At 68.4% G+C, this 26,835-nt stretch carries 24 protein-coding genes; 9 read left to right on the forward strand and 15 right to left on the reverse strand.

What is annotated here, in order from left to right; translation table 11 throughout:
• Positions 1-221 precede the first annotated feature (221 nt).
• Positions 222-806, forward strand: a complete 585-nt coding sequence (locus GWK16_RS24590) for an SDR family NAD(P)-dependent oxidoreductase (RefSeq protein ID WP_248291617.1) — start codon at positions 222-224, stop codon at positions 804-806.
• 147 nt (positions 807-953) lie between these two features.
• On the opposite strand, the gene GWK16_RS24595 is transcribed toward GWK16_RS24590, so the two are convergent.
• Positions 954-1,838, reverse strand: coding sequence for a Bug family tripartite tricarboxylate transporter substrate binding protein (locus tag GWK16_RS24595; RefSeq protein ID WP_170056626.1), 885 nt, complete (start codon positions 1,836-1,838; stop codon positions 954-956).
• 461 nt (positions 1,839-2,299) lie between these two features.
• On the opposite strand from GWK16_RS24595, the gene GWK16_RS24600 reads away from it, so the two are divergent.
• Positions 2,300-3,793 carry a class I adenylate-forming enzyme family protein gene (locus tag GWK16_RS24600; protein WP_170056627.1) on the forward strand — a complete coding sequence of 498 codons (1,494 nt, stop codon included), beginning with the start codon at positions 2,300-2,302 and terminating at the stop codon, positions 3,791-3,793.
• Here the strand turns inward: GWK16_RS24600 and GWK16_RS24605 are convergent.
• Positions 3,711-4,556, reverse strand: a complete 846-nt coding sequence (locus GWK16_RS24605; RefSeq protein WP_170056628.1) for an IclR family transcriptional regulator — start codon at positions 4,554-4,556, stop codon at positions 3,711-3,713. The two genes, GWK16_RS24600 and GWK16_RS24605, sit on opposite strands and share 83 nt — an antisense overlap.
• A gap of 131 nt (positions 4,557-4,687) precedes the next feature.
• Here GWK16_RS24605 and GWK16_RS24610 point away from each other — a divergent pair, with 131 nt between their 5' ends.
• Both GWK16_RS24610 and GWK16_RS24615 read left to right on the forward strand, forming a co-directional pair.
• Entirely contained in the window at positions 4,688-5,866 is a 1,179-nt protein-coding gene (locus GWK16_RS24610; RefSeq protein ID WP_170056629.1) for an acyl-CoA dehydrogenase family protein, read from the forward strand.
• On the forward strand, positions 5,863-6,993 hold the full coding sequence (locus tag GWK16_RS24615) for an acyl-CoA dehydrogenase family protein (RefSeq protein WP_170056630.1): 1,131 nt from the start codon (positions 5,863-5,865) through the stop codon (positions 6,991-6,993). The genes GWK16_RS24610 and GWK16_RS24615 overlap by 4 nt, the downstream gene beginning before the upstream one ends.
• A 674-nt stretch (positions 6,994-7,667) precedes the next feature.
• On the opposite strand, the gene GWK16_RS24620 is transcribed toward GWK16_RS24615, so the two are convergent.
• From GWK16_RS24620 to GWK16_RS24630, 3 genes are read right to left on the reverse strand one after another with little or no spacing between them, the layout of a single operon-like run.
• The gene (locus GWK16_RS24620; RefSeq protein WP_137126616.1) at positions 7,668-8,567 is read right to left on the reverse strand and encodes a plasmid partitioning protein RepB C-terminal domain-containing protein; all 900 of its coding nucleotides are present in this window, start codon (positions 8,565-8,567) and stop codon (positions 7,668-7,670) included.
• 1 nt (position 8,568) lies between these two features.
• Positions 8,569-9,459: a plasmid partitioning protein RepB C-terminal domain-containing protein gene (locus tag GWK16_RS24625; RefSeq protein ID WP_170056631.1), complete on the reverse strand. Its 891-nt coding sequence runs from the start codon at positions 9,457-9,459 to the stop codon at positions 8,569-8,571.
• A complete protein-coding gene (locus tag GWK16_RS24630) occupies positions 9,459-11,063 on the reverse strand; it encodes a recombinase family protein (RefSeq protein WP_338144562.1) in 1,605 nt (534 codons plus the stop codon). The genes GWK16_RS24625 and GWK16_RS24630 overlap by 1 nt, the downstream gene beginning before the upstream one ends.
• Before the next feature lie 83 nt (positions 11,064-11,146).
• Between GWK16_RS24630 and GWK16_RS24635 the strand changes: the two genes are divergently transcribed.
• Both GWK16_RS24635 and GWK16_RS24640 read left to right on the forward strand, forming a co-directional pair.
• Positions 11,147-11,530: a hypothetical protein gene (locus GWK16_RS24635; protein ID WP_170056632.1), complete on the forward strand. Its 384-nt coding sequence runs from the start codon at positions 11,147-11,149 to the stop codon at positions 11,528-11,530.
• Between the two features lie 1,163 nt (positions 11,531-12,693).
• On the forward strand, positions 12,694-12,999 hold the full coding sequence (locus GWK16_RS24640) for a hypothetical protein (RefSeq protein WP_170056633.1): 306 nt from the start codon (positions 12,694-12,696) through the stop codon (positions 12,997-12,999).
• Between the two features lie 347 nt (positions 13,000-13,346).
• Here GWK16_RS24640 and GWK16_RS24645 read toward each other — a convergent pair whose 3' ends face one another.
• The 10 genes from GWK16_RS24645 to GWK16_RS24690 form a co-directional block, all read right to left on the reverse strand.
• Positions 13,347-14,318, reverse strand: a complete 972-nt coding sequence (locus GWK16_RS24645) for a Bug family tripartite tricarboxylate transporter substrate binding protein (RefSeq protein WP_170056634.1) — start codon at positions 14,316-14,318, stop codon at positions 13,347-13,349.
• A 125-nt stretch (positions 14,319-14,443) separates the two neighbouring features.
• On the reverse strand, positions 14,444-15,616 hold the full coding sequence (locus tag GWK16_RS24650) for an acyl-CoA dehydrogenase family protein (RefSeq protein WP_170056635.1): 1,173 nt from the start codon (positions 15,614-15,616) through the stop codon (positions 14,444-14,446).
• Between the two features lie 3 nt (positions 15,617-15,619).
• Complete coding sequence (locus tag GWK16_RS24655; protein ID WP_170056636.1) at positions 15,620-16,384, reverse strand: enoyl-CoA hydratase/isomerase family protein; 765 nt, start codon at positions 16,382-16,384, stop codon at positions 15,620-15,622.
• A complete protein-coding gene (locus GWK16_RS24660) occupies positions 16,381-17,454 on the reverse strand; it encodes an acyl-CoA dehydrogenase family protein (RefSeq protein ID WP_170056637.1) in 1,074 nt (357 codons plus the stop codon). The genes GWK16_RS24655 and GWK16_RS24660 overlap by 4 nt, the downstream gene beginning before the upstream one ends.
• Before the next feature lie 83 nt (positions 17,455-17,537).
• Entirely contained in the window at positions 17,538-18,179 is a 642-nt protein-coding gene (locus GWK16_RS24665; protein WP_170056638.1) for a 3-oxoacid CoA-transferase subunit B, read from the reverse strand.
• Positions 18,180-18,285: 106 nt separating this feature from the next.
• Complete coding sequence (locus tag GWK16_RS24670) at positions 18,286-18,966, reverse strand: 3-oxoacid CoA-transferase subunit A (protein ID WP_170056639.1); 681 nt, start codon at positions 18,964-18,966, stop codon at positions 18,286-18,288.
• A gap of 5 nt (positions 18,967-18,971) precedes the next feature.
• Positions 18,972-19,796, reverse strand: coding sequence for an isocitrate lyase/PEP mutase family protein (locus GWK16_RS24675; protein WP_170056640.1), 825 nt, complete (start codon positions 19,794-19,796; stop codon positions 18,972-18,974).
• Positions 19,793-20,659 (reverse strand): MaoC/PaaZ C-terminal domain-containing protein, encoded by an 867-nt coding sequence (locus GWK16_RS24680; RefSeq protein WP_170056641.1) that lies wholly within the window; start codon positions 20,657-20,659, stop codon positions 19,793-19,795. The genes GWK16_RS24675 and GWK16_RS24680 overlap by 4 nt, the downstream gene beginning before the upstream one ends.
• The gene (locus tag GWK16_RS24685; RefSeq protein WP_211187718.1) at positions 20,656-22,794 is read right to left on the reverse strand and encodes an acetate--CoA ligase family protein; all 2,139 of its coding nucleotides are present in this window, start codon (positions 22,792-22,794) and stop codon (positions 20,656-20,658) included. Before GWK16_RS24685 ends, GWK16_RS24680 begins: the two co-directional genes overlap by 4 nt.
• A 150-nt stretch (positions 22,795-22,944) precedes the next feature.
• The gene (locus GWK16_RS24690; RefSeq protein WP_170056642.1) at positions 22,945-24,219 is read right to left on the reverse strand and encodes a lytic transglycosylase domain-containing protein; all 1,275 of its coding nucleotides are present in this window, start codon (positions 24,217-24,219) and stop codon (positions 22,945-22,947) included.
• Between the two features lie 318 nt (positions 24,220-24,537).
• On the opposite strand from GWK16_RS24690, the gene GWK16_RS24695 reads away from it, so the two are divergent.
• The 3 genes from GWK16_RS24695 to GWK16_RS24705 are packed head-to-tail and all read left to right on the forward strand — an operon-like array spanning position 24,538 to position 26,748.
• On the forward strand, positions 24,538-25,119 hold the full coding sequence (locus GWK16_RS24695) for an outer membrane lipoprotein (RefSeq protein ID WP_248291619.1): 582 nt from the start codon (positions 24,538-24,540) through the stop codon (positions 25,117-25,119).
• A 50-nt stretch (positions 25,120-25,169) separates the two neighbouring features.
• On the forward strand, positions 25,170-26,003 hold the full coding sequence (locus GWK16_RS24700; RefSeq protein ID WP_170056643.1) for an ABC transporter permease: 834 nt from the start codon (positions 25,170-25,172) through the stop codon (positions 26,001-26,003).
• A 4-nt stretch (positions 26,004-26,007) separates the two neighbouring features.
• Positions 26,008-26,748, forward strand: a complete 741-nt coding sequence (locus GWK16_RS24705; RefSeq protein ID WP_170056644.1) for an ABC transporter ATP-binding protein — start codon at positions 26,008-26,010, stop codon at positions 26,746-26,748.
• The last annotated feature ends 87 nt before the right edge of the window (positions 26,749-26,835 follow it).

Below are 26,835 nucleotides of genomic sequence, written 5' to 3' on the forward strand. Positions count from 1 at the left end.
CTAGCAGACCGTACCCTCGTGGACTGCCGAGGCGTGTTTCCCGGTCCGGGATGGCGAGAAAGCTGGTGCGCCCGTCCGCAACGGAATGGAATCGTTCGTCGAGGGATTGGGAGAGGCACCCATGAGCGATCTGCGGCCGGGAGACCTTGGTGGCTGCGCCCTGTCGGGCCGGGTCGCCGCCATCACAGGGGGAACAGCGGGATCGGCGCGGCCACGGCGCAATGGCTCGCAGAACAAGGCGCGCGTATCGTCATTGGGTACATACCGGGAAGGAACGGGCTAAGGCGTTGGCGTCGCAGCTTCCTGGGACCGGGTACCTACCGATGTTCCTTCCGGCGACCGACAGTGCCGCGATCCGCGCCGCGGCAAGCGAGATCGAGCATCGCCTCGAACGTGTGGATGTCCTGGTGGACTCGGCGGGAATGACGCGAGCTGTTCCGCATGGCGATCTCGAGGGCATGGACGATGAGACCTTCGATCGCATCCTCATCACCAATGTACGTGATCCCTTCGCGGTCATCCGGGCATTCCTGCCGCTGTTGCGGCTCAGCGGTGACGCAGTCGTCGTCAACATTTCCTCGTTTGCCGCGCTCAAGGGCGAGGGCAGCAGCGTGCCCTATGCAGGCTCCAAAGCAGCGCTCGATACGATGGGGAAGTCGCTGGCACTGGTTCTCGCACCACAGATCAGGATCATGGGGATCGCGCCAGCCGGGGTCGACACCGACTTCATCCCCGGGGCGTACCCAGGAAGGCTTTCTGCGGCACATCGCACAGAGCCCGTTGAAGGCAATCTGCCAACCGGATGAGGTGGCAATGGCCGTTTTGGCCGCGGTCACGTACCTCCGCCTGACGGCTGGTTCAACGATACTGGTCGACGGCGGCTCTCACCTCTGACGTGGACAGGGGGATCAGCGCCGCTTGAAGCGCCCGGAGCCGGCGATCCCCTCGCCTGGCTACTCGATCTGGGCGCCACTCGCCCGCACCAGCGGCGCCCATTTCTGGATTTCCGCCTGCACATAGGCGGCCGCCGACTCCGGCGTTGAATCGGTGACCGGCTCAATGGCGAGGCTCCGAAGGTCCCGCTGCAGGGCCTCGTCCTTCATCGTGGCCATGGCCGTCCGATTCAGGGAATTGACTATCCCTGCAGGCGCGCCCGCAGGCAGGCTCAGGACATTGAAGGTGCCGAACTCCGCGCCCGGAAAGCCGACCTCCTCACCCGTCAGAATCTCCGGGAAGCTCGTGGACCGCCGCGCGCTCAGGACGGCGATGATCCGAATGCGGCCGGTCCGGTGGTGGTCGATCAGCGGCCCGAATGTCTCGAGGAACAAGGGTATGGTACCTGCGAGCACATCCATCAGCGCAGGGTTGCTCCCGCGGTATGCGACATGGGTGATGTCCAGGTTCTGCGTCTGCTTCAGCCACTCGAAGGCGAGCTGGGTGATCGTGCCGACGCCGGCGGTCGCATACGAATAGTGACCAGGCCTCGTGCGAACGAGCTCGACCATCTCGCGCAGATTGTTTGCCGGGACGCTCGGATGGACGGCGACCACCAGGGGCGCGGTGCCGACGATCGCGACATGCGCGTAGTCGCGTATCGCATCATAGGCCGGCCGGACCATCATCGTGGGGTTCACGCCGTGGGTCGAAGCCGTGCCGAACAATGCCGTGTAGCCGTCGGGCGCGGCCCGCGCGACTTCTGAGGATCCCAGGATGCCACCCGCTCCGCCACGGTTCTCGATGACGATCGGCTGACCGAAGCCGGACGTTGCCCGATCGGCGAACTTCCGCGCGAATAGGTCGGTCGCTCCACCCGCCGCGAAGGGGACGACGATGCGCAACGGACGGGTCGGATAGCGTTCCTGCGCCGAGGCCTGCTTCCGGACGACGGGAAGACAACTTAATCCTGCCGCAGCCAGTAGAGACCGTCGTTCCACCATTGTTGCCTCCCTTAGATCGCGGTCGTCCCGCCCACACGTCGACGGGCCGCCGTCCGTGTTATTGGGCAATCACGTTTCATGGCGGTTGCGCATACGTAGTCGGGAGCAGGGAGCGACGGATTGAACGGGCTTGCATCGATGCCATGCCCAGCGCCGACGCCCTTGGGACTTGCCCGATTGTCGCTGCACACCCAGGCGCCGGTTTGCGCCATGCGCTCCATTTCCTCTGCTTGGCGAAGAGCTTTGCATCGGCGTGCCGAGCCGGCCAAGGACTGGTCCGGCCTATTCACATCCGTGAATGCACTGCCCTGACCAGGACGATGCATTGACGCTGCGTGCAGCGATGCCGACAGTCCCCGCTCATGGAAACGGATGGCCTCGCGCAGACGATGCGCAGCCGCTGGACGCAGGATCCGGCACGCCCGGCCCTCGGCTTCGGCGATACCTGGTATGACTGGCAGTGGGTCAGCGAGAACGCGACGCACATCGACGACACTCTCGCATCCGTTGCCTATTCGCCGCACGCCCCCGTCGCAGTCATCGCGCGAAACCGGCCGGGCCAAGCAGGCACCATCCTTGGACTGATGGCGACCGGTCGCCCTGCGGTCGTCATCTCCTCCATTCAGTCGCCCGATGGCATGGCCGCTGACATCGTCAGGCTCGGCGTCCTAGTCGTACTCGGAAGTGCGGACGACCTCGGATCGGACGCGGTCGCCGAGGCGCTGCGGAAGACTGGTGCGCTCGGGGTGACCCTCGTCGAGCACGGGCCGCCGCGATTTTCTATCGTGACACCCGTGCCTTCCGAATGGCCGTCACAACCGCGGGACCGCGACGCGCTGGTCGTGATGCTGACCAGCGGGACGACAGGGACGCCAAAGCGCCTGACCCTCGGCCGCATGGCCACCCTGTCCGCCATGGCGGATCTGACGGCGATGCTCGGGGAATGCGAGCAGCCCGGGCAGATCTCGCCCTCGATCCTCTTTCAGCCGCTCGCCAACATCAGCGGCATGTACCTGCTGATGCTCCTCGCCGCCGAGGGGCGACCCGCGCTGCTCCTGGAGCGCTTCAGGGCGGCCGAATGGGGGGAGGCGGTCCGAAGTCTCCGCCCGTCCTGGCTCTGGCTGCCCCCGGCCGCTATCCAGATGGTCCTGGATGCGGATATCGATCCCACGCACCTCTCCTCGGCCCGGGCGTTGCGGACCGGATCCGCGCCGCTCGGAGACAGCGTGAGGGCACGCTTCGAGCAGCGGTTCTCCATCCCCGTGCTGAGCCACTACGGCGCCACGGAGTTCTGCGGCATCGTGACGTCGCTGTCCCCCGATGACGTGGCTGGAAAGCCAGACCGCAGCGGCTCGGTAGGGCGAGCCAGGCCTGGTGTCCGCTTGCAGATCGTTGACTCGATGGATGGGACCGTGGTCGGCCCCGGCGAGCTCGGCATCCTGGAGGTTCAGGCTGACCGCCTCGGACCGGGTTGGACACGCACCACGGACCTTGCCGTCCTCGACCGCGAAGGGTTCCTGACTTTGCATGGGCGGGCTGACGACGCCATTAATCGCGGGGGCTTCAAGGTGCTCGCCGGCCGGGTGGCCGATGCCCTGCGCGGACATCCCGCCATCGCCGACGCGGCCGTCCTGGGCCTGGCGGATGATCGCCTTGGCCAGGTCCCGGTTGCGATCCTTGAGTGCCGACCCGGTGTCCTGCCGCCATCGGTGGAGGATCTCGCCGCCTTCAGCCGCGGCCGGCTCCTGGCCTATCAGGTGCCCGCCCGCTTTCTCATCGTGCCTTCCCTGCCCCGGACGGGGACGATGAAGATCGACCGCCAGGCCGCGCTGAAGCTGTTCGCGTCCACCGGCTGAGCTTGCCGGCGCCCCAGCAGCCTTCGAGCCCCTCCCGCATCGCAGCGATGAAGGTGGCATCCTCCCTCCGGAGGATGTCGGTGTCCGCGCTTACGCTCAGCGCGATGGGGCGATCCTGCAGGGGATCTAGGGGCAGCAACATCGCCACCGACCCGCGGCCCACCCGGACCTTGTCCACGACCTTTGCGTAGCCGCGGCGGCGGGTCTCCTCGACGGCCCGCATGATCGACGGAAGGCCAACCCGCTTCTCGGGCGGATGGAGCGCGTTGAAGTGCCTGACGAGTTGCCCGATGACGGCGTCGGCATAGCTCGCAACCACCGCAATGCCGGCCGCCGTATGGAACAGGGGGCGACGTGCCCCGGGCATGTAGGTCATGTCGCCGCTATCGGGTTCGATGATGGCCATGTACTGGACATCGAGACCCAGACGGCCGGCCAGGATGGTGACCTGACCGGTCGCGGCGTGGACGTGCTTCATCAGGTCGCTGATGCCGCCCTCGCCCCAGGTGGCCATGCCCACCCACTCCCCGAGCAAGGCGATCCGCGGCGTCGGCGCGTATCGCCGCCCCCGCGCATCCTGCTTCATGTAGCCCAGGTCGACCAGCGACCGCAGGAGAACGGCGGCGCTCGAGGCGGGGTAGCCCAGATATGTCGCCACATCCGTGACGCTGGCCGGCCGACGAAGTTTGTCGAAGAGCTCGAAGACCTCGAGCACGCGCTTCGCCGACTTCACCGGCGCGGCAGCAATCCGCTTCTTCGGCATCACCCGATGTTCCGTCGTGGAGGCGCGATGCCGCCGAGGCTAGGCATTCACATCTGTGAATGCAATGTCGCGTGGCTTGGCGTCCCGACAGCCCTGCCGCACGATCGCACACCCTAGCGGGTCGAGGTCTGATGGGCGGCGTTCCGGCGGCAGACGAATTGGACGGCTTTCGCGCCGAGGTGAGGGGCTTCCTGACGAGCGCCTTGCCTCGTGCGCTGGCGGCGCGAGCGAAGGCTGGTCATACGCTGTCGCGCGACGAACTGATGTTCTGGCACCGAGTTCTGCATGAGCGGGGTTGGGTCGCGCCCGGCTGGCCCCGCGACTACGGCGGCGCAGGATGGACGATCCTACAGCGGCACATCTTCGACGAGGAGAGTGCGCGCGCAGGTGCGCCATCCGTCATCCCGATGGCGCTGACGATCGTCGGGCCGCTGCTCATCGCCCATGGCACCGATGAACAGCGCGCCAGGTACCTGCCGCGCATCCTCGATGGGAGCGAGATCTGGTGCCAGGGTTGGTCAGAGCCGGAGGCAGGCTCCGATCTCGCGAGCCTCAGATGCCACGCAGAACGCGTCGGCGATGAATATGTCATCAACGGGACGAAGATCTGGACGACGTTCGCCCAATGGGCGGATCGCTGCATGCTGCTCGCGAGGACCGCGAGCGGCGACCGTCGGCAGTTTGGCATCACCATCCTGCTCGTGGACATGCGGCGTCCCGGTGTCTCCGTCAGACCACTACCATCGCTGGATGGCATGCATGTCCTCAACCAGGTCTACTTCGACGACGTCCGGGTACCCGTGTCGGACCGCGTCGGCCTTGAGGACCAAGGCTGGGGCCTTCTCAAGTCGACCGTCGGCCACGAGAGGATTCTCAATGCCGATGTCGGTCGTGCCCGCGCGATGCTGGATCGCCTGATCCGCATCGTGCAGGCAGGCCCCGGCGCGCAGCCGGGGTTGCGTATCCGTATAGCCCGCGCGGCCATCCGGTTCCGGGCCTTGGAAACCCTGGTGCTGCGGGCCTTGGACTCACCCGACCCGGCCAACGCTTCCGGCGCGTCCCTGATCAAGGTCCGCGGGACGGAGCTCCAGCAGGAGCTCTCCTGGCTCATGAGCGAAGCCCTTGGGTTGTATGGGCTGCCCCTTCTTCCAGACGTGATGCAGGACGGCTGGCAGGATGAGACGCCAATCGGCCCAGAGGATGCCGCGACGGTCACGCCATTCTATCTGTTCTGGCGCAAGGCCTCGATCTCCGCGGGCACCAGCGAGATCATGCGAAACTTGATCGCGCAGCAGGTCCTCGGCCGATGAGCCTACCATCCCGCCCCGGGGCAGACCTCCTCGCGATCGAGGAGGCCGCCCACGAGTTCCTGTCGCATGAGTATGGCTTCACCCGAAGGCGCGCCGACCTGCAGGACAACGGACGTCACGATCGCACCCTATGGCATCGCTTTGCCGAGCTTGGCTGGCTGGGACTGTCCCTGCCGGAGGATCGTGGGGGAGCCGGAGGCGGCCCCGCCGAGAGTTGGATGCTGCTCCAACAACTGGGCGCGCACCTGGTCTTGGAACCCTATCTCTCCAGTGTGGCCATCTGTGGCTGGTCGCTCGTCGCGTACGGCCGAGCCGACGTCCGGGACCGCCTGCTGCCGGAGCTGGCCGCAGGGCGGGCCCAGTTGGCCCTCGCGCATGACGAACCAGGCCGAGACCACCCCGACGCGCCTTCGGCCGTGGCGACGCCTCAGAATGGCGGCTGGAGAGTGCATGGCCACAAGGCAGTCGTCCTCGGTGCGCCGACCGCGGATCACCTCCTCGTCAGCGCAACCTGCGACAATCAGCGCGTTGTGCTGCTCATCCGCGCCGACGAGGCTGCCGTTACGATCCGTCCGTACCGTCTGATCGACGGGCGAAAGGCTGGCGAAGTTCGCATCTCTGGCGCCCGGGTCGGCCCGGATGAGCTGGTTGCGATCGGCGCCGACGCCGATACACTGCTTGAGGTCTCCCGCTTGGCCGGTGCCCTGGGATGCGTTGCTGAGTCGGTCGGCGTGATGAAAGCGGCTCTGGCGGCAACGGCCGATCACCTTCGCGCGCGCCGTCAATTCGGACAGCCGTTGGCGGCGTTCCAGGCACTTCGGCACCGCGTCGCCGACATGCACATCGCATGTGAGGAAGCCGACGCGTTGGGCTGGAGGGCAACGCAAGCGTTCGGAGCGGCGGATCCCACTGAGCGCTTCCTCGCAATTGCTGCGGCCAAGTCGCAGGTTGGAGATATGGCTCGCAAAGTCTGCGAGGAAGCAGTCCAACTGCATGGCGCCATTGCCATCACCGATGAGTTTCCCGTCGGTCACTACCTGAAGCGGGCTGTCGTCAACGAGCGTCTGTTCGGAAACAGTGAATTGTGGACTCAACGCTTCACTGAGACTGCCTTCGGGTGGATCTGAAGCGCAAAGGTCGAGCTGATCTAACAATAACCGCCCGCCCATGACCCGTCGTCCTGACGCTTACGGCTGGCTGGCCTTCACGGAGGAGATTAACGATCGCTTAGTGAAGAAGGTGCACCTTGATCAGCGTAGCAATCACTGCGCGCCATCCCGCCCACCGGTTAGTGGGTGATGGCTAGGGGGGGGGCATGCGACAGCTCTCGATGGCAGCGCTCGCTCGAACACACAGCGCAGTTCTGGACATGCACCCGAAACAGTACTGCCCCCCATGGGACGTGATGGACCTGCCCGAGCGGGGCCTAACCCACGTTCAGCACGTAGCTCCGCAGCAGCGTGGCGATGCAGCCCATGTTGATCGCGGTCAGTCCCGCCTCAGGCAGGGTCGATCTGCGCGCAGTGCCTCCGCGGCTTCAAGACGTGGCGATGCTTTGGATGATGCAGAAGCGGCAGCAAGAGCGGATAGCCGCGCCCGTGGCGGCAGTGAACACTACGGGCGCGCTCTATCCAGTCGGCCAGCCCTATGGTGGCTGGCCCGATGGGCGCCAGCGGGTCCGCCGCCATCCCCACCACCGCCCTCGATCCGCCCCACCGTGCGGCGTCTCCGGCGGTCCCCGCGCTTGGAGGGTCCTCCTGGTCTCCATCTCAGTGGCCAGCCCCACCCGGCCGCGCCGGCACTACGCCACGGCCGTCTGGCCATCCACGAGCTTGCGGAACTCAGTGAGCATCTCCGGCTGGTGCTGCTGGAGCCAGCGCTCGACCCGCGCATTCGCAACGAGCTTGGTCAGATAGGTTCGCGCAAGCACCATCCGCAGATGGTCCGGGCCGTAAGATTGCTCGGCGACCTTGATCTCCCGGTCGAGCCGCGCCGTCTCGCGCTCCATCAAAACCACCTGCTCGCGGGTCAGGGCCTTCGGCGCCTTCGGCTTGCCGTCCTGCACCAGCTGGTCTTCCGGTGTCGCGACCAGCAACGCCTGGACGTAGCCCTTCGAGTAGCGGTTCATGCCCACCATCATCTCGGCAGCTTCCATCTGTCGCAGCGGCATCATGCGCCGCAGAATGGAGAACACGCTCAGCGAGATCGGCTTGTCCTTCAGGATCTCGACGGCCTCCGGACAGATGCCTTGAAGGGCACGCTTCTTTTGGCGCAGCGTGCTGATGTCGATGTTGAGTGCACGGGCCAAGCGCTCTTCAGGAACGTTCCGGTCGACCGCCTGCAAGATCATGCGGTGCTCCTGCACCGCGGCGAGGCGGCTGATGCGCTTATTGTAGGTGAATGCCTCGTCGTCAGTCGCGACGAGGCAGAGGACATCGACAGCGCCCCGATCGCGCAAGATCTCGACCCGGAGATGCCCATCAAGTAGTAGGTAGGCGTCCGGCTCCGACGGATGGCGCACCACGATCGGCGGCTCGATCAGGCCCACCTCGGCCACTGAGGCAGCGATCTGCGCATACTTCGTCGATCTCCGCGTCTTACCGGAGACCGGGCGCAGCGGGCGGATCCGCTCCAGAGGAACCTGGATGCTGGTGGCCTCGAACGCACTCTTGATGCGCGGCGGCTTGTGCTCGGCGACCATCTCATGCCTCCCCGGGCGCGGGACCAACGCGTTCGGCAAGTTTGGCCGGCATCGTATAGAGGCCTTCGGCGCGCAGCAGATTCACGAAGCCCTCATCGGCTCGAAGGGCCCGCAGCGCCTCCACCACGAACAACAGCATGCCCCGCGTGTTCGTCGCATCACGCACGATCATGCGCTTCTTATCCACGTCCTGCCGATAGGTCCGCAGCAGGGAGTCCACCGACAGCGGTCGCAGCCGACGACGTTCGTTGGCTTTCACCCGCGGGCCCTGGCTGCGGCGCACCTCGATCAGACGTTTCGCGGACATCAGGTTGTGGCCGCGCAGCAGCTTCTTCTCATAGGCTTCGTGCAGCACGCGCTGGACATTCGCGTCCTCTGCCTCCGCGATCTCAACGGCGACGCTGACCGGCATCTGTCCGGCTTCCACCGCCCTCAGGAGGCGCGTCTCGCCGCCCGTGAGGAGCCGAAGAACGCCACGGACGTACTCCAGCGAGAGCCCAGTCTTACGGGCGATCTCGGGATCCGAATGGCCGCGCCGCCGCATGCCGTCGATATCGTGCAGCAGGTCGATGGCCTGATGCTGACGCCGGGCCACATTCTCGACCAGGCTCATCACGAGGCAATCTTCGGTCTCGGCGTCCACCACCACGGCCGGGATCTCCGTCTGGCCAAGTTCCCGGAAGGCTTCGAGGCGACCCTGGCCACAGATGAGATCGTACCGGAGGCCCTGCGGACCTTGCCGCAAGGCGACGGTGATCGGGCGCTTCAGACCGACAGCCGCGATGCTCTCGAGCACCTCCCGAAATACCTTCCGGTTTCGGGCTCGCGGATTGATCACATCGATCTTTGCGATCGGGATAGATTGCACCTTCGCGGCGGCGGGGGCAGGCATCAGGCAGCCTCCATGATGCTCACGCGCCGCGCCAGATCGGCGAGCGCTTCCAATGTATCGAAGCGGAAGGCCTCGAGCAGAAGGTCGTTCGTCTCTCCGATGCGCAGCCGACCCAGCGTCGCATCGCGGCGAGGCAGGAGGTAGTAGTCGCGGATACTCGCATTGCCGGGTGCCATGCGGACCGCGACGGTGATGTCCGGTGCGAGGCCCGTATCGAGGCGGATGTGCCAGCGCACCGTCCCCGAAGGCGTCTCCTGGCAGCGCGCGAGAACGATGGATACCGTGAACTCGCCATTTACGGTCAGAAGGTCTGTGGCCGGATCCTGCTCGACGGCTCCTCCGACATCCCGGATCCCCGCCATTGCCTGAGCGACGATCTCCGGATGGAGCCTGCGCAACGCACGGTTGACCTCGACATACCGGTAGTCGCGGTCCGGCGAGAAGCCGACGAGCTGGTATGCCCGCAGGAGGCTTCCGAAGCGGGACCGGTAGGCCGAACTGGAGGGGGCTCCGTCCACTTCGTCGATGACGAGGCCCGACAGGTAGCCGCGATTTGCGAGGATAGTCCGCAGAACCTCAAGCATCTCCTCATCCGTGAGGCGTCTTGATCGTTCTCGAATGATGATCTGCGCTGCCTCGAACAGCATATGGTCGACGAGAGGCTCGAAGGCGCCGTCCCGCCGTATCCACATGTCCGGGCGATTTCGCACCCGCGCGCCCTGCAGCTTGCACGAGACGCGGTTCCAGACATTGTCGCCGACATACTTCTCGTTGATGAGGATCTGGTGGACGGTGCCGCGCGTCCAGGGCCGCCCCAGATCCGTGCTGATGCCCTGGGCGTTCAGCAACGCGGCGATCTCGTTCTCGCTGCGCCCCTCCTCGACGAAGCTGCGATAGATCCAGCGGACCGCATCCACCTCCTCGGGAGGCCCCGGCACGAGGATCACGCGGTCCGTTTGAAGGCTCTTGTGCTCGCCGCGGGCCAGCGGTGCCTTGCGGTTCCCGGCACCATCCAGCAGATGGCGGCGCAATCCGAACCCGGCCGGACCGCCCTGGCGGAACCCAAGCTCGATCAGCCGGCCCTGCCCGGCAAAGACCCGGACTGACAGCAGGCGGCTGCCCTCGCCGGCGAGGGCTCGCTTGACGCCCTTGACGATCGTGGCGACCGGGCTGCCGTCATTCTCGAAGCCATCGATGCAGTACTCGACCTGGATCCCTGCCTTGCGGCACTGGTACTCGTAGAAGGCGCTTTCGTCGGCATCCTGGAAGCGTCCCCAACGGCTGACGTCGTAGACCAGGATCAGGTTGAAATCCGCCCGCCCGGCTCGAACATCGTCGATCAGGCTCTTGAGGCCGGATCGGCCAGCGAGGCTCAAGCCGCTCTTGCCGTGGTCGGCATAGGTGCGGACGATCTCGATGCCGCGTTCCGCCGCATATTTCCGGATTGCTGTCGACTGGTTCTCGGTGGAGTAGCGCTGGTGGTCGGTCGACATCCGGACGTATTCGGCCGCACGCCGCCGGACGCCTTCTGAATCGCCTGTGCTTTCCGTGGACGACCTCACACGCAGGCTCCCCGTCGCGAGCGCCGGCAGGCCGGCGGTCACCCTTCCAGCCGTGGTGCAAGGAACCAGCGAAGCCGCGGTGATGTCGCACCCTGCGCCGACCTTAGCGCAGGGACTTCAGCCACATGGGGACGGAGAAGGGCGGAACTCTGCCCGAATTGGGCGGAAAACTGCACCATTCGCAGAATGACGTGGACGCACGGCCTCGGCACGCGTCATTGCTGACCGAGGCGCTGCGTCGGGAGGCTCGCCGGGAACGAGGCGCCGTGAAGCGGCTGATGCGGTGGAGCGGCGCCAGCGAGGGTGCGGTAAAGGCATGGCTTCGGGGCGACAGCCAGCCACGGGCGGACCATCTCATTGCCTTGATGGCACACTCGGATCAGATCCTGGCTGCGGTGCTGACGGCAGCGGACCGCACATCTGCGATGCCCATCGCCGAGATCATTGCGGCACGCCGTCTTGTTCACGAGGCGGCGCAGAAGCTGGATGCACTCGCTGTGGGGCTGTAGCCAGCATCGGCCCCCGCCGTATCCGACCGGAAGCCCGCTCGTGCAGTGGCCCGGAGCCGTTGGGCCGCCCGGCCGGAAGTCATCGATGAACACCACCCCGTCGGCGCCCACCGGCCTTGCGAGCCGGAATTCCACGGCGCGCGAGGTGTTCCCACCTCGGCGCTATCGATTGCCTGATAGGTGGTCCGTTGTTCCCTGTTCCAGGGCGAAAAATTCCCTGTTCGCGAACTAGGGAATTTGAGGCCGTAGCGCCCATTTTCCCTGGGTTTGAGGCTCATGCTGATGCCAAAAACGGGCCCTCGGCCCGAGTTTTCCCAGTATTTTCCCTGTTAGCAGGGAATTCCGGCCCGAGACGGGTTCGCCAATGACTGCTTCCGCCGCCATGCACCGCCAATCGCATCCAGGCGCCGGAAACTTCAGGATCCGGCGCGCGAGTAGCCTCCCGGCCTGATATCGCAGTGCAGGCGAGCCGCGCCGCATGGCGAAGGCGCGTGGAGCACGCCACACGATGTGGGGCACGCGGGCGCAAACTGGCATTCAAGCGCCATCGCTGATCCACTGCGAATCTCGGCCACCGATGGCATTCTCGAGACACCTCGCTGAACGCCACGCGAGCCCCGCAAGCACTCCGTCCTGGCGCAGCAAACTGTTCAATGCATCATCGCATCACGCTTACGCGATTGATCCGACTCATATATGAACGCAGGTGGACCAAGCCTGGGTCTTCCCTACTGGGAGAGAGGGGGCTCCCTGGTCCGCGAGGGAAGATGCGCCAGTCGTATGTCTCTCGGCCCCGGCCGGCCCAGGCGGCCGGGGACCCTCCGCAGGCCTGAGACGAATGCGCTGCAACTGATGCCCGACCACAGCCTCTGGTATCGCCGCCGGTTCCAGGAGGTGTCGGACATCCGGGGTGGTGGCTGGCGCACCGTGATCCACCGAGCGGATGGAGCGCCTGAGGGCCGGGACACGATCATCGATCACATGCCTCCTTGCCCCCAGTTCCTCATCGATGAGGCGACATCGCGCGTCGATCGCCGACCGGACCCCATTGAGATCTGGCGACTTCCGGGTCGTCACAACCACATTTCGGCGGCGCATCTTCGGTCGCCCCTGCTCGCGCGATCCGCTGTACTGCCATTCGCAGAACAGCCGGGGAGAACGCCATGCCGATCTTCATTCTCGCCATCGCCATCGCACTCGCAGTTCTGGCGGTCGGTGCGCTCGCGCAGCCCGCATCGACGATCTCCGCTGCCCCTGCCGGTGATCCGGCGGTCGTGGCGCTCCGAGTGATCCGAGAGAACTTCTCCAGCGACGTTTGCCCGCGCATGAATCGCGCGAACCGGGCGCCGGACGGGTCCATCCGGGGCACCTGCAGCAATGGAGAGACGTTCCGCATATTCACGCTGAGTGACCGGGCGGTGGCGATGCGCTGTTCCGCCGCCGCTGCGCTCGGCATCGAGGGATGCTGAGGGTCGATTGCGCGGCTTCTGGGAGGGCCGCGAGATCAGCCCTGGAGCGGCTCGGCAGACGGAAAGCGCTCGATGACCATGCCGGCCAGGCGCTCGTGCACCCGCTCCAGGAGGGCGCCGAGCTTGGTGACGTGGAAGCGTGACAACGCCGCCGGCGAATGCGGTCGACGATGTGATGATCACTCTCGAGGAGCGATTGTCGGTGTCCGGGCCGTCCGGCACCGTGACCGCGGGGCCGGGCGAGAGCATCCAAACCCCCATCGGCAGGTGGTGCGGCGGTAAGCGCCCCGCGCCCCGGCTCGGTGCGCCGCCCCGCACTGCCAGGTCGTGCGCCGATGTTCCCGCGCTCAGTCCGCCGCGATGCGCGCGTCCCGCGTGATCTGCTGCCAGCGCCCGGCACTCGCCGCGATCCAGGCGTCGTTCTCGGTCACCGGCACGGCGATCGGATCCACGAAGGCGGCCTTGAGCCGTTCCACCGTGTTCTGCGACATCGCCTTGCCGAGCGCCTCGCGCAGCCGCGCCACGGCCGGCGCCGGCGTGCGCTTCGCCACCGCCAGGTTGAACCATATGCCGAGGTCGTAGCCGGGCAAACCCGCTTCCTGCATCGTCGGCACCTCGGGCAGTGCGCTCGCGCGCACCGTCGTCGTCACCGCAAGCGGTCGGAACGCGCCGGACCGGATATGCGCCGTCGAGGTCGCCGACGTGTCGAAGCCGAAATCGACATCCTTCGCCAGCATTGCCGCGACCAGCGGCGAGGAGCCGCGATAGGGCACGTGCGTCGCCTCGATCCCGGCCATCTGCATGAACACGGTTGCGGACAGATGCGAGGAAGAGCCGTTGCCCACGGAGCCGTACACCATCGGCCGGCGCTTCGCCTCGGCGATGAAGCTGCGCAGGTCGGTCGCCTCCACCTTGCCCGGGATCACCGACAGGATGTTCGCCACCTGGCCGAGCAGGCCGAGGCTCGTGGTGTCGCGCACCGCGTCGATGCCGGAACTCGCGTAGACGATCGGGTTCACGCCGAACAGCGCGGTGGTGCCGAGCAGGATCGTGTAGCCGTCCGGGGGCGACTGGATCACGTGCTGTGTGCCGATGTTCCCGCCCGCGCCGGCCCGGTTCTCGACGACCACCGGCTGTTCGAGTTCACGTGACAGCGGTTCGGCCACGATGCGTGCGACGATGTCGTTCACGCCCCCGGGCGGATAGGTGACCACGATGCGCAGCGGCCGGTTCGGCTCCCACCCCTGGGCGATGGCGGGGGCGGCGAGCAGGCTGCCGGCGCCGGCCAGGATCAGGCGGCGCGTCGTCGGATGCTGCATGGACGTTCTCGACCTCGTTGTCTTGCGCGTCGTACTAGGCCCGGCCAGCGGGCCATGGAAGCGCGCGGAGCACGCGTCAGGCGATGGTGCCACCCGGCGGGGCGGCACCACCGATCGCGGTGCGGCTAGCCCGGCAGGCCCAGCACATTCTTCGACAGGATGTTCCGCTGGATCTCGTTCGACCCGCCGTAGATCGTGGCGGGACGCGCCTGGATGTACAGGCCCGTCGGATTGAGATTGCGGTTGCCTTCCATCGGCTCGAGCAGCCCGGCGTTCTCGCCCGCGATGTCGAGCATCGTATCGGTGATGCGCTGAAACAGCTCCGTCTGGAACACCTTCAGCATCGACACGTCCGGGCCGAGCGTTTCGCCGCGGCGCAGCTTGTCCACGAAGGCGCCGTAGAGCGACTTCAGGTCCTCGAGGTCGAGGCGCAGCCGGCCGTAGGTCTCCTGGAAGGCCGGGTCCTCCCAGGCGCCCATGCGTTCGGCGAGCTGGCGCAGCCGCGTGAAGGCATAGGCGGACAGCCGCGGGGAGCCGAGGTAGATGCGTTCGAAGGACAGCAGCGCCTTGGCCATGTCCCAGCCGCGGTTCGGCGTGCCCACCAGGTTCTTCGCCGGCACGCGGACATTGTCGAAGAACACCTCGCAGAACTCGTCATGGTACTCGAGGTTGATGATCGGCTTCACCGTGATGCCCGGCGTCGCCATGTCGACCAGCAGGAAGGAGATGCCTTCCTGCTTCTTCGCGTTCTTGTCGGTGCGGACCAGCAGGAAGCACCAGTTGGCGTCCATCGCCAGCGTGGTCCAGATCTTCTGGCCGTTGACGACGTAGTGGTCGCCGTCGAGCACCGCTTCCGTGCGCAGCGCAGCGAGGTCGGACCCCGCATTCGGCTCTGAATAGCCCTGGCACCAGATGTGCTCGCCGTTCAGGATCTTCGGCAGGAAGTACTCCTGCTGCTCATCCGTGCCGTGGTTGATCAGCAGCGGGCCGACCATGACGATGCCGTGGTCGTTGGTGCGCGCGCAGCCGTGGCGCTCGATCTCCTCGGTGAAGATGATCTGCTTGGCCGGGGACAGGCCGAGACCGCCGAACTGGCGCGGCCAGCCGGGGCAGAGCCAGCCCTTCTCGGCCAGCATGAAGTACCAGGGCTTGTTCTCCTCCCAATGCAGGCGCTTGGGCGGATTGCGAAGTTCGGCCGGATAGTTCGCCTCGATCCAGGACCGGACGTGCAGGCGGAAGGCCTCGTCCTCCATGGCGTTGAGGTCGGTCGTTTCCTTCGGTGCGATGCTGACGGCCATGGTTCAGCCTCCGAACTTGGGCTTGCGCTTCTCGAGGAAGGCGGCGCGGCCTTCCTGGAAGTCGGCAGTGGTGAACAGCAGGCCCTGGAAGGTCTGCTCGTCGGCGAGTGCCTCGTCGAGGCCTTCCGACAGGATCTTCTTCGTGAGCTCGATCGGGCCCGAGGCCTCGGCGGCGAGGAAGTGCGCCTTCTCCATCGCGACCTCGAGCGCCTTGCCCGGCGGGGCGACGAAGTCGACCAGGCCGATGCGCTCGCCCTCCGGCGCGTTCACCACTTCATGATAGAAGAGGATGCGCCGCGCCCGCCCGACGCCGACGCGGCGCGGCAGGAAATAGGGCAGGCCCATGTCGGACATCAGCCCGATCTTGTGGAAGCCGGCGACAAAGCGGGCATCCTCGGCCGCGACGATGGTGTCGCAGGCGCAGGCCACCGCCATGCCGGCGCCGGCCGCCCAACCCTCCACCGCGGCGATCAGCGGCTTGCCGCCACGCGCCATCAGGCGGACCAGGCGGTGGGTGCGGCGCATGCGCTCGCGTCCCGCCAGCGCATCGCCGACATCCATCGCCGAGATGTCGCCGCCGGCGCAGAAGGTGCCCGCTGCGCCGGTCACGACGATGGCGCGGACCTCGCGATCGGCCTGGGCGCGTTCCAGCGCGTCCTCGAGTGCCGCGCGCACCGCGGGCGCGATGGCGTTCTTGCGCTGCGGGTAGTCGATGGTGAGGACGAGGACGTTGCCGACCTTCTCCTCGCGGACGCGGGCCTCGCTCATTCCACATCCTCCGGCGCGAGCGCCATGAAGCGGCGCCGATGCAGGTTCGCCGAGCCGTACTGGTTCATGATGACCATGCCGCGCCGCAGGTAGAGCCCGACATCGTATTCGTCCGTGTAGCCGATGCCGCCATGCAGCTGGATGCACTGGCGCAGCACCAGCATCCCGCTTTCGATCGCGCGATGCTTGGCCTTGGATACCGCGGCGTGCCGCACCGCGCCCGTCGCCCCGGCATCGAGCGTCGCCGCGGCGCTTTCGACCGCCGCGCGGATCAGCGCGATGTGGATCTTCAGGTCCGCCGCGCGGTGCTGCAGCGCCTGGAAGGTGCCGATGATGCGGCCGAATTGCTGGCGCGTGCGGAGATAGGCGAGCGTCAGTTCGAAGGCCTTCTCCGCGAGCCCCAGCATGTGCCCGGCGGTGACCAGCGCGGCCTCGTCCAGCGCCTGCTCGATGACCGCGCCGATGTCGTCGGCGACGCGCGTCGCGCGGCCGAGGTCGGCGCGCAGCGTGCCGAGGTTGCCGCCATCCATGGTCTTCTCGAGCGCCAGGTCGGCGCCGGCGGCTTCCAGCACATGCAGCGCGATGCGGTTGCCCTCGCGCACCGGCAGCAGGAACGCGTCGGCGCCGGCGGCCATGGGCACGAAGACGCGCGGGGCGTCGGGCGTGCCGGGTACGGCCAGCGTATCCGCCTTCTCCTGCCATGCGGTCAGCACGACCTTCCCGCCTTCGAGTAGCGGGCCGAGCAGCGCCTTGTCCTCCGAGGCCGCGAGCAGCCGCGCCGAGAGCATCGCCGGGATCAGCGGCTCGGGCGCGAGGCCGGCGCCGATCTCCTCGGCCAGCGCGACCGCCTCGGACATGCCGAGGCCGGCGCCGCCGGCGTCTTCCCCCACGGCAAGGCCGATCCAGCCGAGCGCGCCCATCTCGGCGAACACGGCGCGGTCGAAGCCGGGGGACTGGAAGCGCAGCGCGCGCACGCGCTTGGTGTCGCCGCCGCGCGGCGCGACCGCACCCGCGCTGTCGCGGATCATGCGGATGGATTCGGTTCTGTCGTCGAGTGCCTGGCTCATCATTCCAAGGAACCGGGGGAGGTGAACCTCCCCCGCGCCCCCTCCCTTTTTCTGTCTGGGTGCCCCGCCGCCGGCGGGGCACGATCTCACTGCGTGTGGAGCGGGGCGCCGGTGACCGACTGCACCTGCTCCAGCGTGAGGCCGGGGGCGAGGTCCACCACCACGAAGCCCTTGCCGGGCACGACATCGAAGACGCCGAGATTGGTGTAGACGCGCTTCACCGCGGCCGGCGTCGTCAGCGGATAGCCGCACTGTTCCACCAGCTTCGGACGGCCGTCCTTGGTGGTGTGCTCCATGATGACCCAGAGCCGCTTCGCGCCGGCGCCGAGGTCCATCGCGCCGCCCACGGCCGGGGCCGTGTCGTTCTCGCTGGTCGCCCAGTTGGCGATATCGCCATTGGCCGCGACCTCGAAGGCGCCGAGGACGCAGAGGTCGATATGCCCGCCGCGGATCATCGCGAAGCTGTCGGCATGGTGGCAGTAGGACCCGCCGGGGCGCAGCGTGACCGGTTGCTTGCCGGCATTCACCAGCCAGGGGTCCACCTTGTCCGCGGCAGGGGCGGGACCCATGCCGAGGATGCCGTTCTCGGAATGGAAGATCACCTCGCGTTCGAGCGGCACGTAGTCGCCGACCATGGTCGGGATGCCGATGCCGAGGTTGACGATCCAGCCTTCCGGGATGTCCTGCGCCAGGCGCGCGGCCATGCCCTTGCGGTCGAAGCCCTGCATTGCTCTCTCCTGTGTTGGGACATCCGATTCACGCCTCCGGGTGCTCGGGCCGATGGCCCTGCGCCTCTCCGGCGACCGGATGCCCGCCTCCTCTCGCGCCTAACGGTTAAGCCCAGGCCGGGCCGCGATCCACATGGATCACGCGGTTCACGAAGATTCCCGGGGTATGCACGTTCTCCGGCACCAGCTCGCCCAGCTCGCGGATGTGCGAGACCTGCGCGATGGTGAGGTCGGCGGCCATCGCCATCACCGGATTGAAGTTCCGCCCGGAGGACCGGTAGGTCAGGTTGCCCCAGCGATCGCCTTCCCAGGCCTCGACCAGCGCGACATCGCCCTTGAGCGCGTGTTCCATGACGTAGCGTCGGCCGTTGAACTCGCGCTCCTCCTTGCCGTGCGCGAGGATCGTGCCGACCGACGTCGCGGTGAAGAAGGCCGGCACGCCCGCACCCGCGGCGCGCATGCGCTCGGCCATCGTGCCCTGCGGCACGATCTCCAGCTCGATCTTGCCGGCGCGGTACAGCTCCTCGAACACCACGGAACCGGCGGAACGGGGGAAGGAGCAGATGATCTTCCTCACGCGGCCGAGTTCCATCAGCTTCGCAAGGCCGACGCGGCCGTTGCCGGCGTTGTTCGCAACGCAGACGAGGTCCTTCGCCCCCTGCTCGATCAACGCCTCGATCAGCTGGTCGGGCTGACCCACGGCGCCGAAGCCGCCGATCAGCACGGTCGAGCCATCCTTGATGCCTGCCATGGCGTCCGCCATGGATTGAACGATCTTGTTGATCACCGGCTTCAGTCTCCCTGGCCGCGCATGGCGGCACTCACTTCAGTCCCCGCAGGGCCGGCGTTGAGGCGGGCCAGGTCGCCCGCCAGCATCGCCCGCGCCAGGTCCAGCGTATGGGCATAGGCGGCGCGCGCCAGCAGGCCCCCCGCGCTCACCCGCCGCACGCCGGCTTCGGCCAGCGTCGCGAGCGGCACCGGCCCGCTGCGGGGGGCGATCAGGACGTTCACCGGCTTCGGCGCGACGGCTGCGACCACCTTGCGGATCGCCTCCATGTCCGGCAGCGCCGGCGCATAGAGGCAATCCGCCCCGGCTTCCGCGAAAGCGACCAGGCGGCGGACGGTGTCGTCGAGGTCCGGCCGGCCGTTGAGGAAGTTCTCCGCGCGCGCGGTCAGCACGAAGGGCCGCCCCAGGCCGCGGGCGGCCTGCACGGCGGCGCGGATGCGCGCAACGGCGTGGTCGAAGTCATGGATCGGCGCGGCGGGATTGCGTGTCGTGTCCTCGATGGTGCAGCCGGCGAGGCCGGCATCCGCCGCGGCGCGGATCGTCGCGGCGCAATCCTCGGGCGCGGGGCCGAACCCGTCCTCGAGATCCGCCGAGACCGGCAGCGTCGTGGCGGCAATCAACACCCGTGCATTCTCGAGCGATTCCGCCAGGCTGACGGCGTAGTCGCGCCGCCCGAGCTGCCAGGCGATGCCCGCCGAGGTCGTCGCGATCGCCACCGCGCCGGCATGGGCGAGGATGCGCGCGCTGCCCGCATCCCAGGCGTTCGGCAGCGCGAAGCAACCGCCCTCGTGCAGCGCGGCGAAGCGGACTGCGCGCTCGGCCGGGCTCATGCCGCCCCCGGGTGCCGGAACAGGCCGTTGCTGACCACAACCTTGTCGCGCTCGACGACGCGCGCGCGGAACGCCGCTCCGCCATCCTCGTGCCAGATCTCGGTGCGGATGGTCTCGCCCGGATAGACGGGGGAGGAGAAGCGCAGGTCCATTCGCCCGAAGCGCGCGGGATCGTAGCCGCACAGCGCCTTCGTCAGCGCATGGCACACCACGCCGAAGGTGCACAACCCGTGCAGGATCGGCTGCTTGAAGCCGGCCTTGGCCGCGACCGCGGGATCGATGTGCAGCGGATTGTGGTCGCCGTTGAGGCGATAGACGATCGCCTGCTCCGGCCGCGTCGCCAGGTCCACCGTGATGTCCGGCGCACGCTCAGGCTCCGGATGCGGCTTCTTCACCGGGCCGGACGGGCCGCCGAAGCCGCCGTCGCCGCGCGCGAAGGTGGTGCCTTCCAGCGTCGCGAGCTTCTCGCCCGTCTTCGCGTCCAGCACGATGCGCTCGTTGTAGAGCAGCGCGCCCTTGCCGGGGCCGCGGTCGACGATGCTGCTGATCCGCGACTTGCCGATGATCTCGCCTTCGGCCGGCAGCGGCCTGTGCAGGATCACCGACTGTTCGCCATGCAGCACCTGCGTCCAGTCCACGCCCGTATCCGGGTTGCGAATCCAGAAGCCGGGATAGCCCAGCACCACGGCCATGGACGGCATCGCCTTCAGCCGCGGCTCGTAGAGGAAGTCGAGCTGCTTCTCATCCATCGGGTCCTGCCCGAGGCCGATGGAGAAGTTGTAGAGCGCCGTGTCCTGCCAGCGGATGGTCTGGCGGATCTCCGGGATCGGGTAGTTGAGCAGGTGGTCGTGGTTGATCGTCACTGGCCTTCCTCCACCTCGATCACCGCATCCGCGGCGAAGGCGCCCTGGCCTTCGGGCAGCACCAGCAGCGGGTTCACGTCGACCGAGAGCAGCCTCTCGCCCGCGCCGGCGGCGAAGCGGGACAGCGCGGCGAGCGCACCGGCGAGCGCCTTCACATCCGCCTTCGGCCGCCCGCGCGCGCCGTCGAGCAGCGGGAAGCCCTTGAGCGAGCGGATCATCCGCTCCGCCTCCGCCTCGTCGAAGGGACAGCGGCGGAACGAGACGTCCTTCAGGATCTCGATGAAGACGCCGCCGAGGCCGACCATCGCCACCGGCCCGAAGACCGGATCGCGTGCGACGCCGAGCGCCATCTCGACCGCGCCCTTGATCTGCTTCGCGATCAGCACGCCCTCGATGCGCGCGCCGGGGGCGCGCTCCGCGGCACGCTGCAGCAGCGTCGCATGCGCCGCGCGCACCGACGCCGCGTCGGCGAGGTCGAGGATGACGCCGCCGATCTCGCTCTTGTGCAGGATGTCGGGCGACAGGATCTTCGCGACCACCGGGAAGCCGAAGGACTCCGCCGCGGCGACGGCTTCGTCGGCCGACACGCAGGCCTTCTCGGGCACCGCCGGCACGCCGGCCTTGGCCAGGATGCGCTTGCCCTCGGCCTCGGTCGGCGTGGTCGCCGGCAGGGTCACGTCGGGGACGACGATCTCCTCGGCCGGCGGGGCGGCGAAGGCGGCGCCGAAGCGGCCCATCGCCTCGATCGCCGCGACCGCGCGCGTCGGGTCCTCGAAGACGAGATACCCGTCCTCCTCATAGGCCTTCACCTTGTCGGCCGAGGCGATGGCCGAGAGCACCCAGAGCCGGTCGGCGAACGTCTCCCGCGCCTGCTTCAGATAGGGCCGCAGCTTCGGCGCCATGGTGGTCGACCCGCCGGTCTGCGTCAGGAAGACCAGCATCGAGCCATAGCCGCCGGCTTCCGCGGTGGTCTCGAGGAACTGCGGGAACAGCTCCGTCTGGTTCACCGCCTGGGCGGTGCAGTCCACCGGGTTGCGCGGCGCGCAGAAGGAGATCAGCGACTTGAGATGCGCCTGCGACGCCTCGGGCAGGGGCGGCATGGGCACGCCCATCGCTTCCGCGGCATCCGAGATCAGCACGCCCGCGCCGCCCGAGACGGTGATGACGCCCATGGTGTTGCGCACCGGATAGATGCGCTTCGTCGCCGCATAGGCGATGTCGAGCATCTGCTCCGTGGTGTTGGCGCGCACGACACCGAATTCGTCGAGCACGGCCTGGGTGATGGTGTCGTCGCCGGCGATCGAAGCGGTGTGCGACTTCGCCGCATGGCCGCCCAGTTCGGACCGCCCGACCTTCATCAGCACGACCGGCTTGCGGTTGCGCCGCGCGAGATCCAGCGCCGCGGTGAAGCGGGCGCTTTCGCGGATGCCTTCCGCATAGGCGCAGATCACCTCGACCTCGGGCGCCTGCGCCATCCAGCCGATGACCTCGCCGAGCGAGACGTCGCTCTCGTTGCCCGTGGTGACGCAGACCGGCGTGCCGATGCCGCGCTGGCGCGAGACCGCGAAGACATGCGTGCCGTAGGCGCCGGACTGGGAGGCGATCCCGATGTTCCCCGGCAGCGGCCAGCCCTGTTCGAAGGACAGGGAGAACATCGGGTAGAAGTTCACCGCCGCGTTGAACAGGCCGAGGCAGTTCGGGCCGAGCAGACGCATCCGGTGCTTGCGCGCCGCGGCCACCAGGCGGTCCTGCATGGCCTGCCCGGCCTCGTCCACCTCGGCGAAGCCGGCGGTGAAGACGATGGCCGCGCGGCAGCCCTTGGCGCCGAGATCGTCCACCGCCTGCACCGCGGCTTCGCCCGGCACGGCCACGATGGCGACGTCGGGGGTCTGCGGCAGCGCGGTGACCGCGGCGAAGGCGGGCAGCCCCTGCACCGTCGCGCGATTGGGGTTCACGGGCAGGATGGTTCCCGCGAAGCCCTGGCGCTGCATGTAGGCGATCGGCCGGCCGCCGATGCGCGTCGCGTCGTCCGAGGCGCCGATGATGGCGACGGAACGCGGGCGCACCATGGCATCGAGAGCGGCGAAGCCCGAGGCGGGCGGCGTTGGTCGCGGATGGCCGCCTTCGGCGGGCATGGTCGTTCCTCCGGTGATGTGCGGCGCGCAGGGTGGCTGCCATGCGCCGGGGCGGCAAGGGGGCCAGCCCTGCGCGGACGCGGAATCAGGCGCGCATGAAAAAGGGCCGCGACCTTGCGGCCGCGGCCCCTGTTCGACGTGCTGTGGCTGTCAGGCGCCCGGCGCGACGACCGTGCAGGCACCGCGGGCGCGCAGGCGGGAACACGCCTGTTCGGCCCCCTGGCGGCTCAGCCCCGTGACCCGCGCGCGGTACAGCGTCGAGCTGCCCTGCCGGACCGGAGTCACGGTGGTCCGGGCACCCATCAGGGCGACGGTGTCACGGGCCTGGTTGGCCGACGTGCGCGCGAGGTTCTCGGACGCGAAGGCGCCGACCTGAACGCCCCACTGGCTGCCGCCGCTGCTGGCGGCGACGGGCGTCGGCGCGGCGGCGGGCGGCGGCAGGGCGGCCTGGCGCACCGGCACCGGCGCGCTGGGCAGCGTCCCGGCATGTGCCGTGCCGACCAGGCCGAAGCCGCGGAACGGGGTGGCGGCCGGGGCGCGGCGCTCGGCGGCGCGGGCCGTCGCGGCTTCCTCGGCCTGCTGCTGCGCGCGCTCGATCTCGGACTGGCGCGCGGCCTCTGCGATCGCGAGGCGCGCGCTCGGCGTCAGCGTCGGGTTCTCGATGCCCTGCATGTAGGCGGGCGTGAGCGCCGCCTGGGCCTGACCGACCACCGACGGCGCCGGCGGGGCGACGGGGGCGAGGCTCGCGACCTGCACGGGCGGGGCTGCGGGCGGCGGCGGCGGCGCGGCGGCCACCTGGACCGGGGCCGGCGCGTCGCGCTGGTCGCGCAGCGCCAGGGCCGTGCCGCTGCCCACCGGGCGCGGACCGGCCGGGACGTAGAAGCCCATCTCGGCGGCGGCATAGACCTCGGGCGCCGCGCGGCGGTTCGGGGCGGCGCTGGCGATTCGCGGGCCGATGCGGGAGACGTAGTTACGGGTCTCGTTCGGCAGGCCGCGTCCGCCCCAGAGGTATTCCTCGAGCCGGCGCGGGCCGGCGTTGTAGGCGGCGAGGAAGGCCGGATTCCCATACAGCTCGTACATCTCGCGCAGATAGGCGGCGCCGGCCTGGATGCTGTCGTAGGGGTGGTAGGGGTCCGGGCCGAGGTTGTAGCGCGCCTGCAGTTCCCGGTAGGTCCCCGGCATCACCTGCATCAGGCCCATCGCGCCGGCCGGCGACACCGCGTTGGCACGGCCGCCGCTTTCCTGGCGCATGACCTCGCGGATCCAGAGCTCGGGCACGTCGAAACGACGGGAGGCGTCGCGAATCCACGGCCCCCAGGGGTCGCTCGGCGGTCCGGGCGGGGACGTGCTGTCCGGCCGGTTGTAGTAGGGCCCGTTCGACGCGCTGCGCGAGCCGGTCTGGGCGCAGGCCGACAGCAGTGCCATCAAGGCGACAGCCACGACGGCCCTGGCACCGCCCCTGAGAGTTCCGGTCATTCCCCCTGGTCCCCATTCGGCCCCGGCATGATGCCAGCCCCATCGCGGGACGGGCCGGATCCCCTTCCGGCCCCTCCGGGCTGGCCCGCCAGCGGGCGATACACAGTGCTCTGAAGTCTTGCGTAGGCCAGGCCCCGAGGTCGGGTCAAGCATTCCGCCGCACCGCATCATGTGGTGGGTGGGCTGCCGCCCCCGGTGCCAGGGGTGGAAGTCACGCACCATATTGCGGCCATTCCGGGGCGGTTGAATATGCTCTCCCGATTGCGCATGGCCCCGATTCTGGAGATCAGTCACATGCTCGACCCGCGCCGGCTCGCGCCGATTTGTGTCCTCCTCGCCCTCGGCGGCGGACTTGTGGCCTGCGCCCCCGCAACGAATTCCACGGTGGACCGCTCGGCGCTCGGCGCCTCGGGCTACGTCTCCTATGGAACGATCGTCGGCATGCGGCCGGTGTCGGTGCAGGGATCCCGGACGGGGCTGGGCGCCGGGACGGGCGCGGTCGCGGGCGGCCTGGTGGGCAGCACAATCGGCGGCGACTGGCGCGCGCGCACCGTGGCGGGCGTGGTCGGCGCGCTGGCCGGCGGCATCGCCGGCGCCGCCGTCGAGGAGGGCGTCACCCGGGGCAATGCCATGGAATTCATCATCCGCGACGATGACGGTTCGACGCGGGCGGTGGTGCAGACCAACGAACTCGGCCTGAACGTCGGCGACCGCGTGGTCATCACCCAGACCGACCGCATCCGCCTGTCGCGCGCCGGCGGGCAGGCTCCGGCCGGGTATGGCGGCTATTCGGGGGCCTATGGCGGCGGCGGCTATGGCGGGCCCGTCGACGCCCGCGGCGGCAAGTAACGGCCGCCACCCTTTCGGCCCGGGCGAGGGGGGTGTAGAAGCCGGCCCCCATGCATCACGCCGCAAATCCGGTTCGCGAGTTCGACGCCGCCGCGCCGCGCCGGCGCGAACGCGCCCGCGAGGACCTCGAGGGCGGCTTCGCCCGCTGGCGCCTGGCCTGGGCGCTGGCGCGCGGGGACATCACCCATCGCTATCGCGGTTCGGTCCTCGGTCCCTTCTGGCTGACCATCTCGACCGGCGTGATGCTGACCGCGCTCGGCGTCCTCTACGCCAAGCTCTTCAAGATGGATGTCGCGAGCTACCTGCCGTGGCTGTCCGTCAGCCTGATCGTCTGGGCGGTGATCTCGCAGGTGGTCACCGACGCCACGACGAGTCTGACGGGGGCGGAGGGCGTGATCCGCCAGATGCCGCTGCCCTACACGGTCCATGCGCTGCGCGTGGTGTTCCGCAACGCCGTGGTCGCCGCGCACAACCTGCCGCTGATCTTCGTGGTCTTCGCGGTGTTCGGCGTCACGCCATCCTGGACGGTGGTGCTGGCGATCCCGGGGTTGCTCCTGCTGGGGATCGCGGGCTTCGCCGCGTCCATCTTCCTTGGCATGATCTGCGCCCGGTTCCGGGACATCCCGCCGATCGTCGGATCGATCATGCAGATCGCCTTCTTCGTCTCCCCGGTGATCTGGAAGCCGGAGATGGTCGGGCACTGGGAGCCGTATCTGCCGATCAATCCCTTCTTCGCCCTGATGGAGACGGTGCGCGGGCCCCTGATGGGGACGACCGGCGGCATCGTCGTCTGGCTGACGGCGATCCTGTGGACGGGCCTGCTGACCCTGCTGGCCTGGACGTTCTTCGCCCGCTTCCGCGGCCGCATCGCGTTCTGGGTCTGACGCCATGGCGCTCGTCGACGTCGCGGACCTCGCCATCGAGTTCCCGCTCTATCACCACAATGCGCGGTCGCTGAAGCAGCGGATCCTCGCCTCCTCGCCCTTGCGGCTGAAGAAGGACGAGGACAACCGGATCGTCGTGGCCGCCTTGCGCGACCTCACCTTCCGGATCGGCAATGGGGAACGCGTCGCCCTCGTGGGCCCGAACGGGGCCGGCAAGACCACCCTGCTGCGCACCATTGCCGGCGTCTATGAGCCCGTCGCGGGCACGCTGCGGGTCGAGGGCGAGATCGGGTCCCTGATCGACCCCGCGGCCGGGATGGACCCCCTGCTGACGGGGCGAGAGAACGTCGTGCTGCGGGCACTGTATCGCGGCCTGACCGAGGCGGACGGCCGGGCGCTGGCGGATGAGGTGGCCGGCTTCGCGGGCCTTGGCGAATTCTTCGAGGTCCCGATCCGCGGCTATTCGGCGGGGATGAGCGTGCGCCTGTCCTTCGCCATGGCGACGGCGATGACGCCGGCCATCCTGCTGATGGACGAATGGTTCCTCGCCGGCGATTCCGACTTCATGAAGAAGGCCGAGACGCGCCTGTCCAAGCTCGTGACCGACGCCGAGATCCTGATCATCGCCACGCACGACATGACCATCGTGCGGAAGTGGTGCACGCGGGCGATCCGGCTGGAAGGCGGACGGATCCTCGCCGACGGGACGGTGGACGAAGTGCTCGGCGCCGAGACGGTGACCTAGATGTCGCTGCTATGGAGGTTGTCCCTCCGGGGCTGAGGTTGGAGGCTGTGGTTGCCACACCTTCAACGACCAAGCCGGAGCCCCGGA

This window comes from Neoroseomonas marina, assembly GCF_012927745.1.
Classification (GTDB): domain Bacteria; phylum Pseudomonadota; class Alphaproteobacteria; order Acetobacterales; family Acetobacteraceae; genus Neoroseomonas; species Neoroseomonas marina.

What these genes read in the sequence shown, in the direction of transcription:
- GWK16_RS24590 (WP_248291617.1), top strand. Translation starts at nt 222, where the DNA reads ATGGCTCGCAGAACAAGGCGCGCGTATCGTCATTGGGTACATACCGGG.
- GWK16_RS24600 (WP_170056627.1), top strand. Translation starts at nt 2,300, where the DNA reads ATGGAAACGGATGGCCTCGCGCAGACGATGCGCAGCCGCTGGACGCAG.
- GWK16_RS24605 (WP_170056628.1), bottom strand. Translation starts at nt 4,556, where the DNA reads ATGCCGAAGAAGCGGATTGCTGCCGCGCCGGTGAAGTCGGCGAAGCGC.
- GWK16_RS24610 (WP_170056629.1), top strand. Translation starts at nt 4,688, where the DNA reads ATGGGCGGCGTTCCGGCGGCAGACGAATTGGACGGCTTTCGCGCCGAG.
- GWK16_RS24615 (WP_170056630.1), top strand. Translation starts at nt 5,863, where the DNA reads ATGAGCCTACCATCCCGCCCCGGGGCAGACCTCCTCGCGATCGAGGAG.
- GWK16_RS24620 (WP_137126616.1), bottom strand. Translation starts at nt 8,567, where the DNA reads ATGGTCGCCGAGCACAAGCCGCCGCGCATCAAGAGTGCGTTCGAGGCC.
- GWK16_RS24625 (WP_170056631.1), bottom strand. Translation starts at nt 9,459, where the DNA reads ATGCCTGCCCCCGCCGCCGCGAAGGTGCAATCTATCCCGATCGCAAAG.
- GWK16_RS24635 (WP_170056632.1), top strand. Translation starts at nt 11,147, where the DNA reads ATGGGGACGGAGAAGGGCGGAACTCTGCCCGAATTGGGCGGAAAACTG.
- GWK16_RS24640 (WP_170056633.1), top strand. Translation starts at nt 12,694, where the DNA reads ATGCCGATCTTCATTCTCGCCATCGCCATCGCACTCGCAGTTCTGGCG.
- GWK16_RS24645 (WP_170056634.1), bottom strand. Translation starts at nt 14,318, where the DNA reads ATGCAGCATCCGACGACGCGCCGCCTGATCCTGGCCGGCGCCGGCAGC.
- GWK16_RS24650 (WP_170056635.1), bottom strand. Translation starts at nt 15,616, where the DNA reads ATGGCCGTCAGCATCGCACCGAAGGAAACGACCGACCTCAACGCCATG.
- GWK16_RS24655 (WP_170056636.1), bottom strand. Translation starts at nt 16,384, where the DNA reads ATGAGCGAGGCCCGCGTCCGCGAGGAGAAGGTCGGCAACGTCCTCGTC.
- GWK16_RS24660 (WP_170056637.1), bottom strand. Translation starts at nt 17,454, where the DNA reads ATGATGAGCCAGGCACTCGACGACAGAACCGAATCCATCCGCATGATC.
- GWK16_RS24665 (WP_170056638.1), bottom strand. Translation starts at nt 18,179, where the DNA reads ATGCAGGGCTTCGACCGCAAGGGCATGGCCGCGCGCCTGGCGCAGGAC.
- GWK16_RS24675 (WP_170056640.1), bottom strand. Translation starts at nt 19,796, where the DNA reads ATGAGCCCGGCCGAGCGCGCAGTCCGCTTCGCCGCGCTGCACGAGGGC.
- GWK16_RS24685 (WP_211187718.1), bottom strand. Translation starts at nt 22,794, where the DNA reads ATGCCCGCCGAAGGCGGCCATCCGCGACCAACGCCGCCCGCCTCGGGC.
- GWK16_RS24690 (WP_170056642.1), bottom strand. Translation starts at nt 24,219, where the DNA reads ATGGCACTGCTGTCGGCCTGCGCCCAGACCGGCTCGCGCAGCGCGTCG.
- GWK16_RS24695 (WP_248291619.1), top strand. Translation starts at nt 24,538, where the DNA reads ATGGCCCCGATTCTGGAGATCAGTCACATGCTCGACCCGCGCCGGCTC.
- GWK16_RS24700 (WP_170056643.1), top strand. Translation starts at nt 25,170, where the DNA reads ATGCATCACGCCGCAAATCCGGTTCGCGAGTTCGACGCCGCCGCGCCG.
- GWK16_RS24705 (WP_170056644.1), top strand. Translation starts at nt 26,008, where the DNA reads ATGGCGCTCGTCGACGTCGCGGACCTCGCCATCGAGTTCCCGCTCTAT.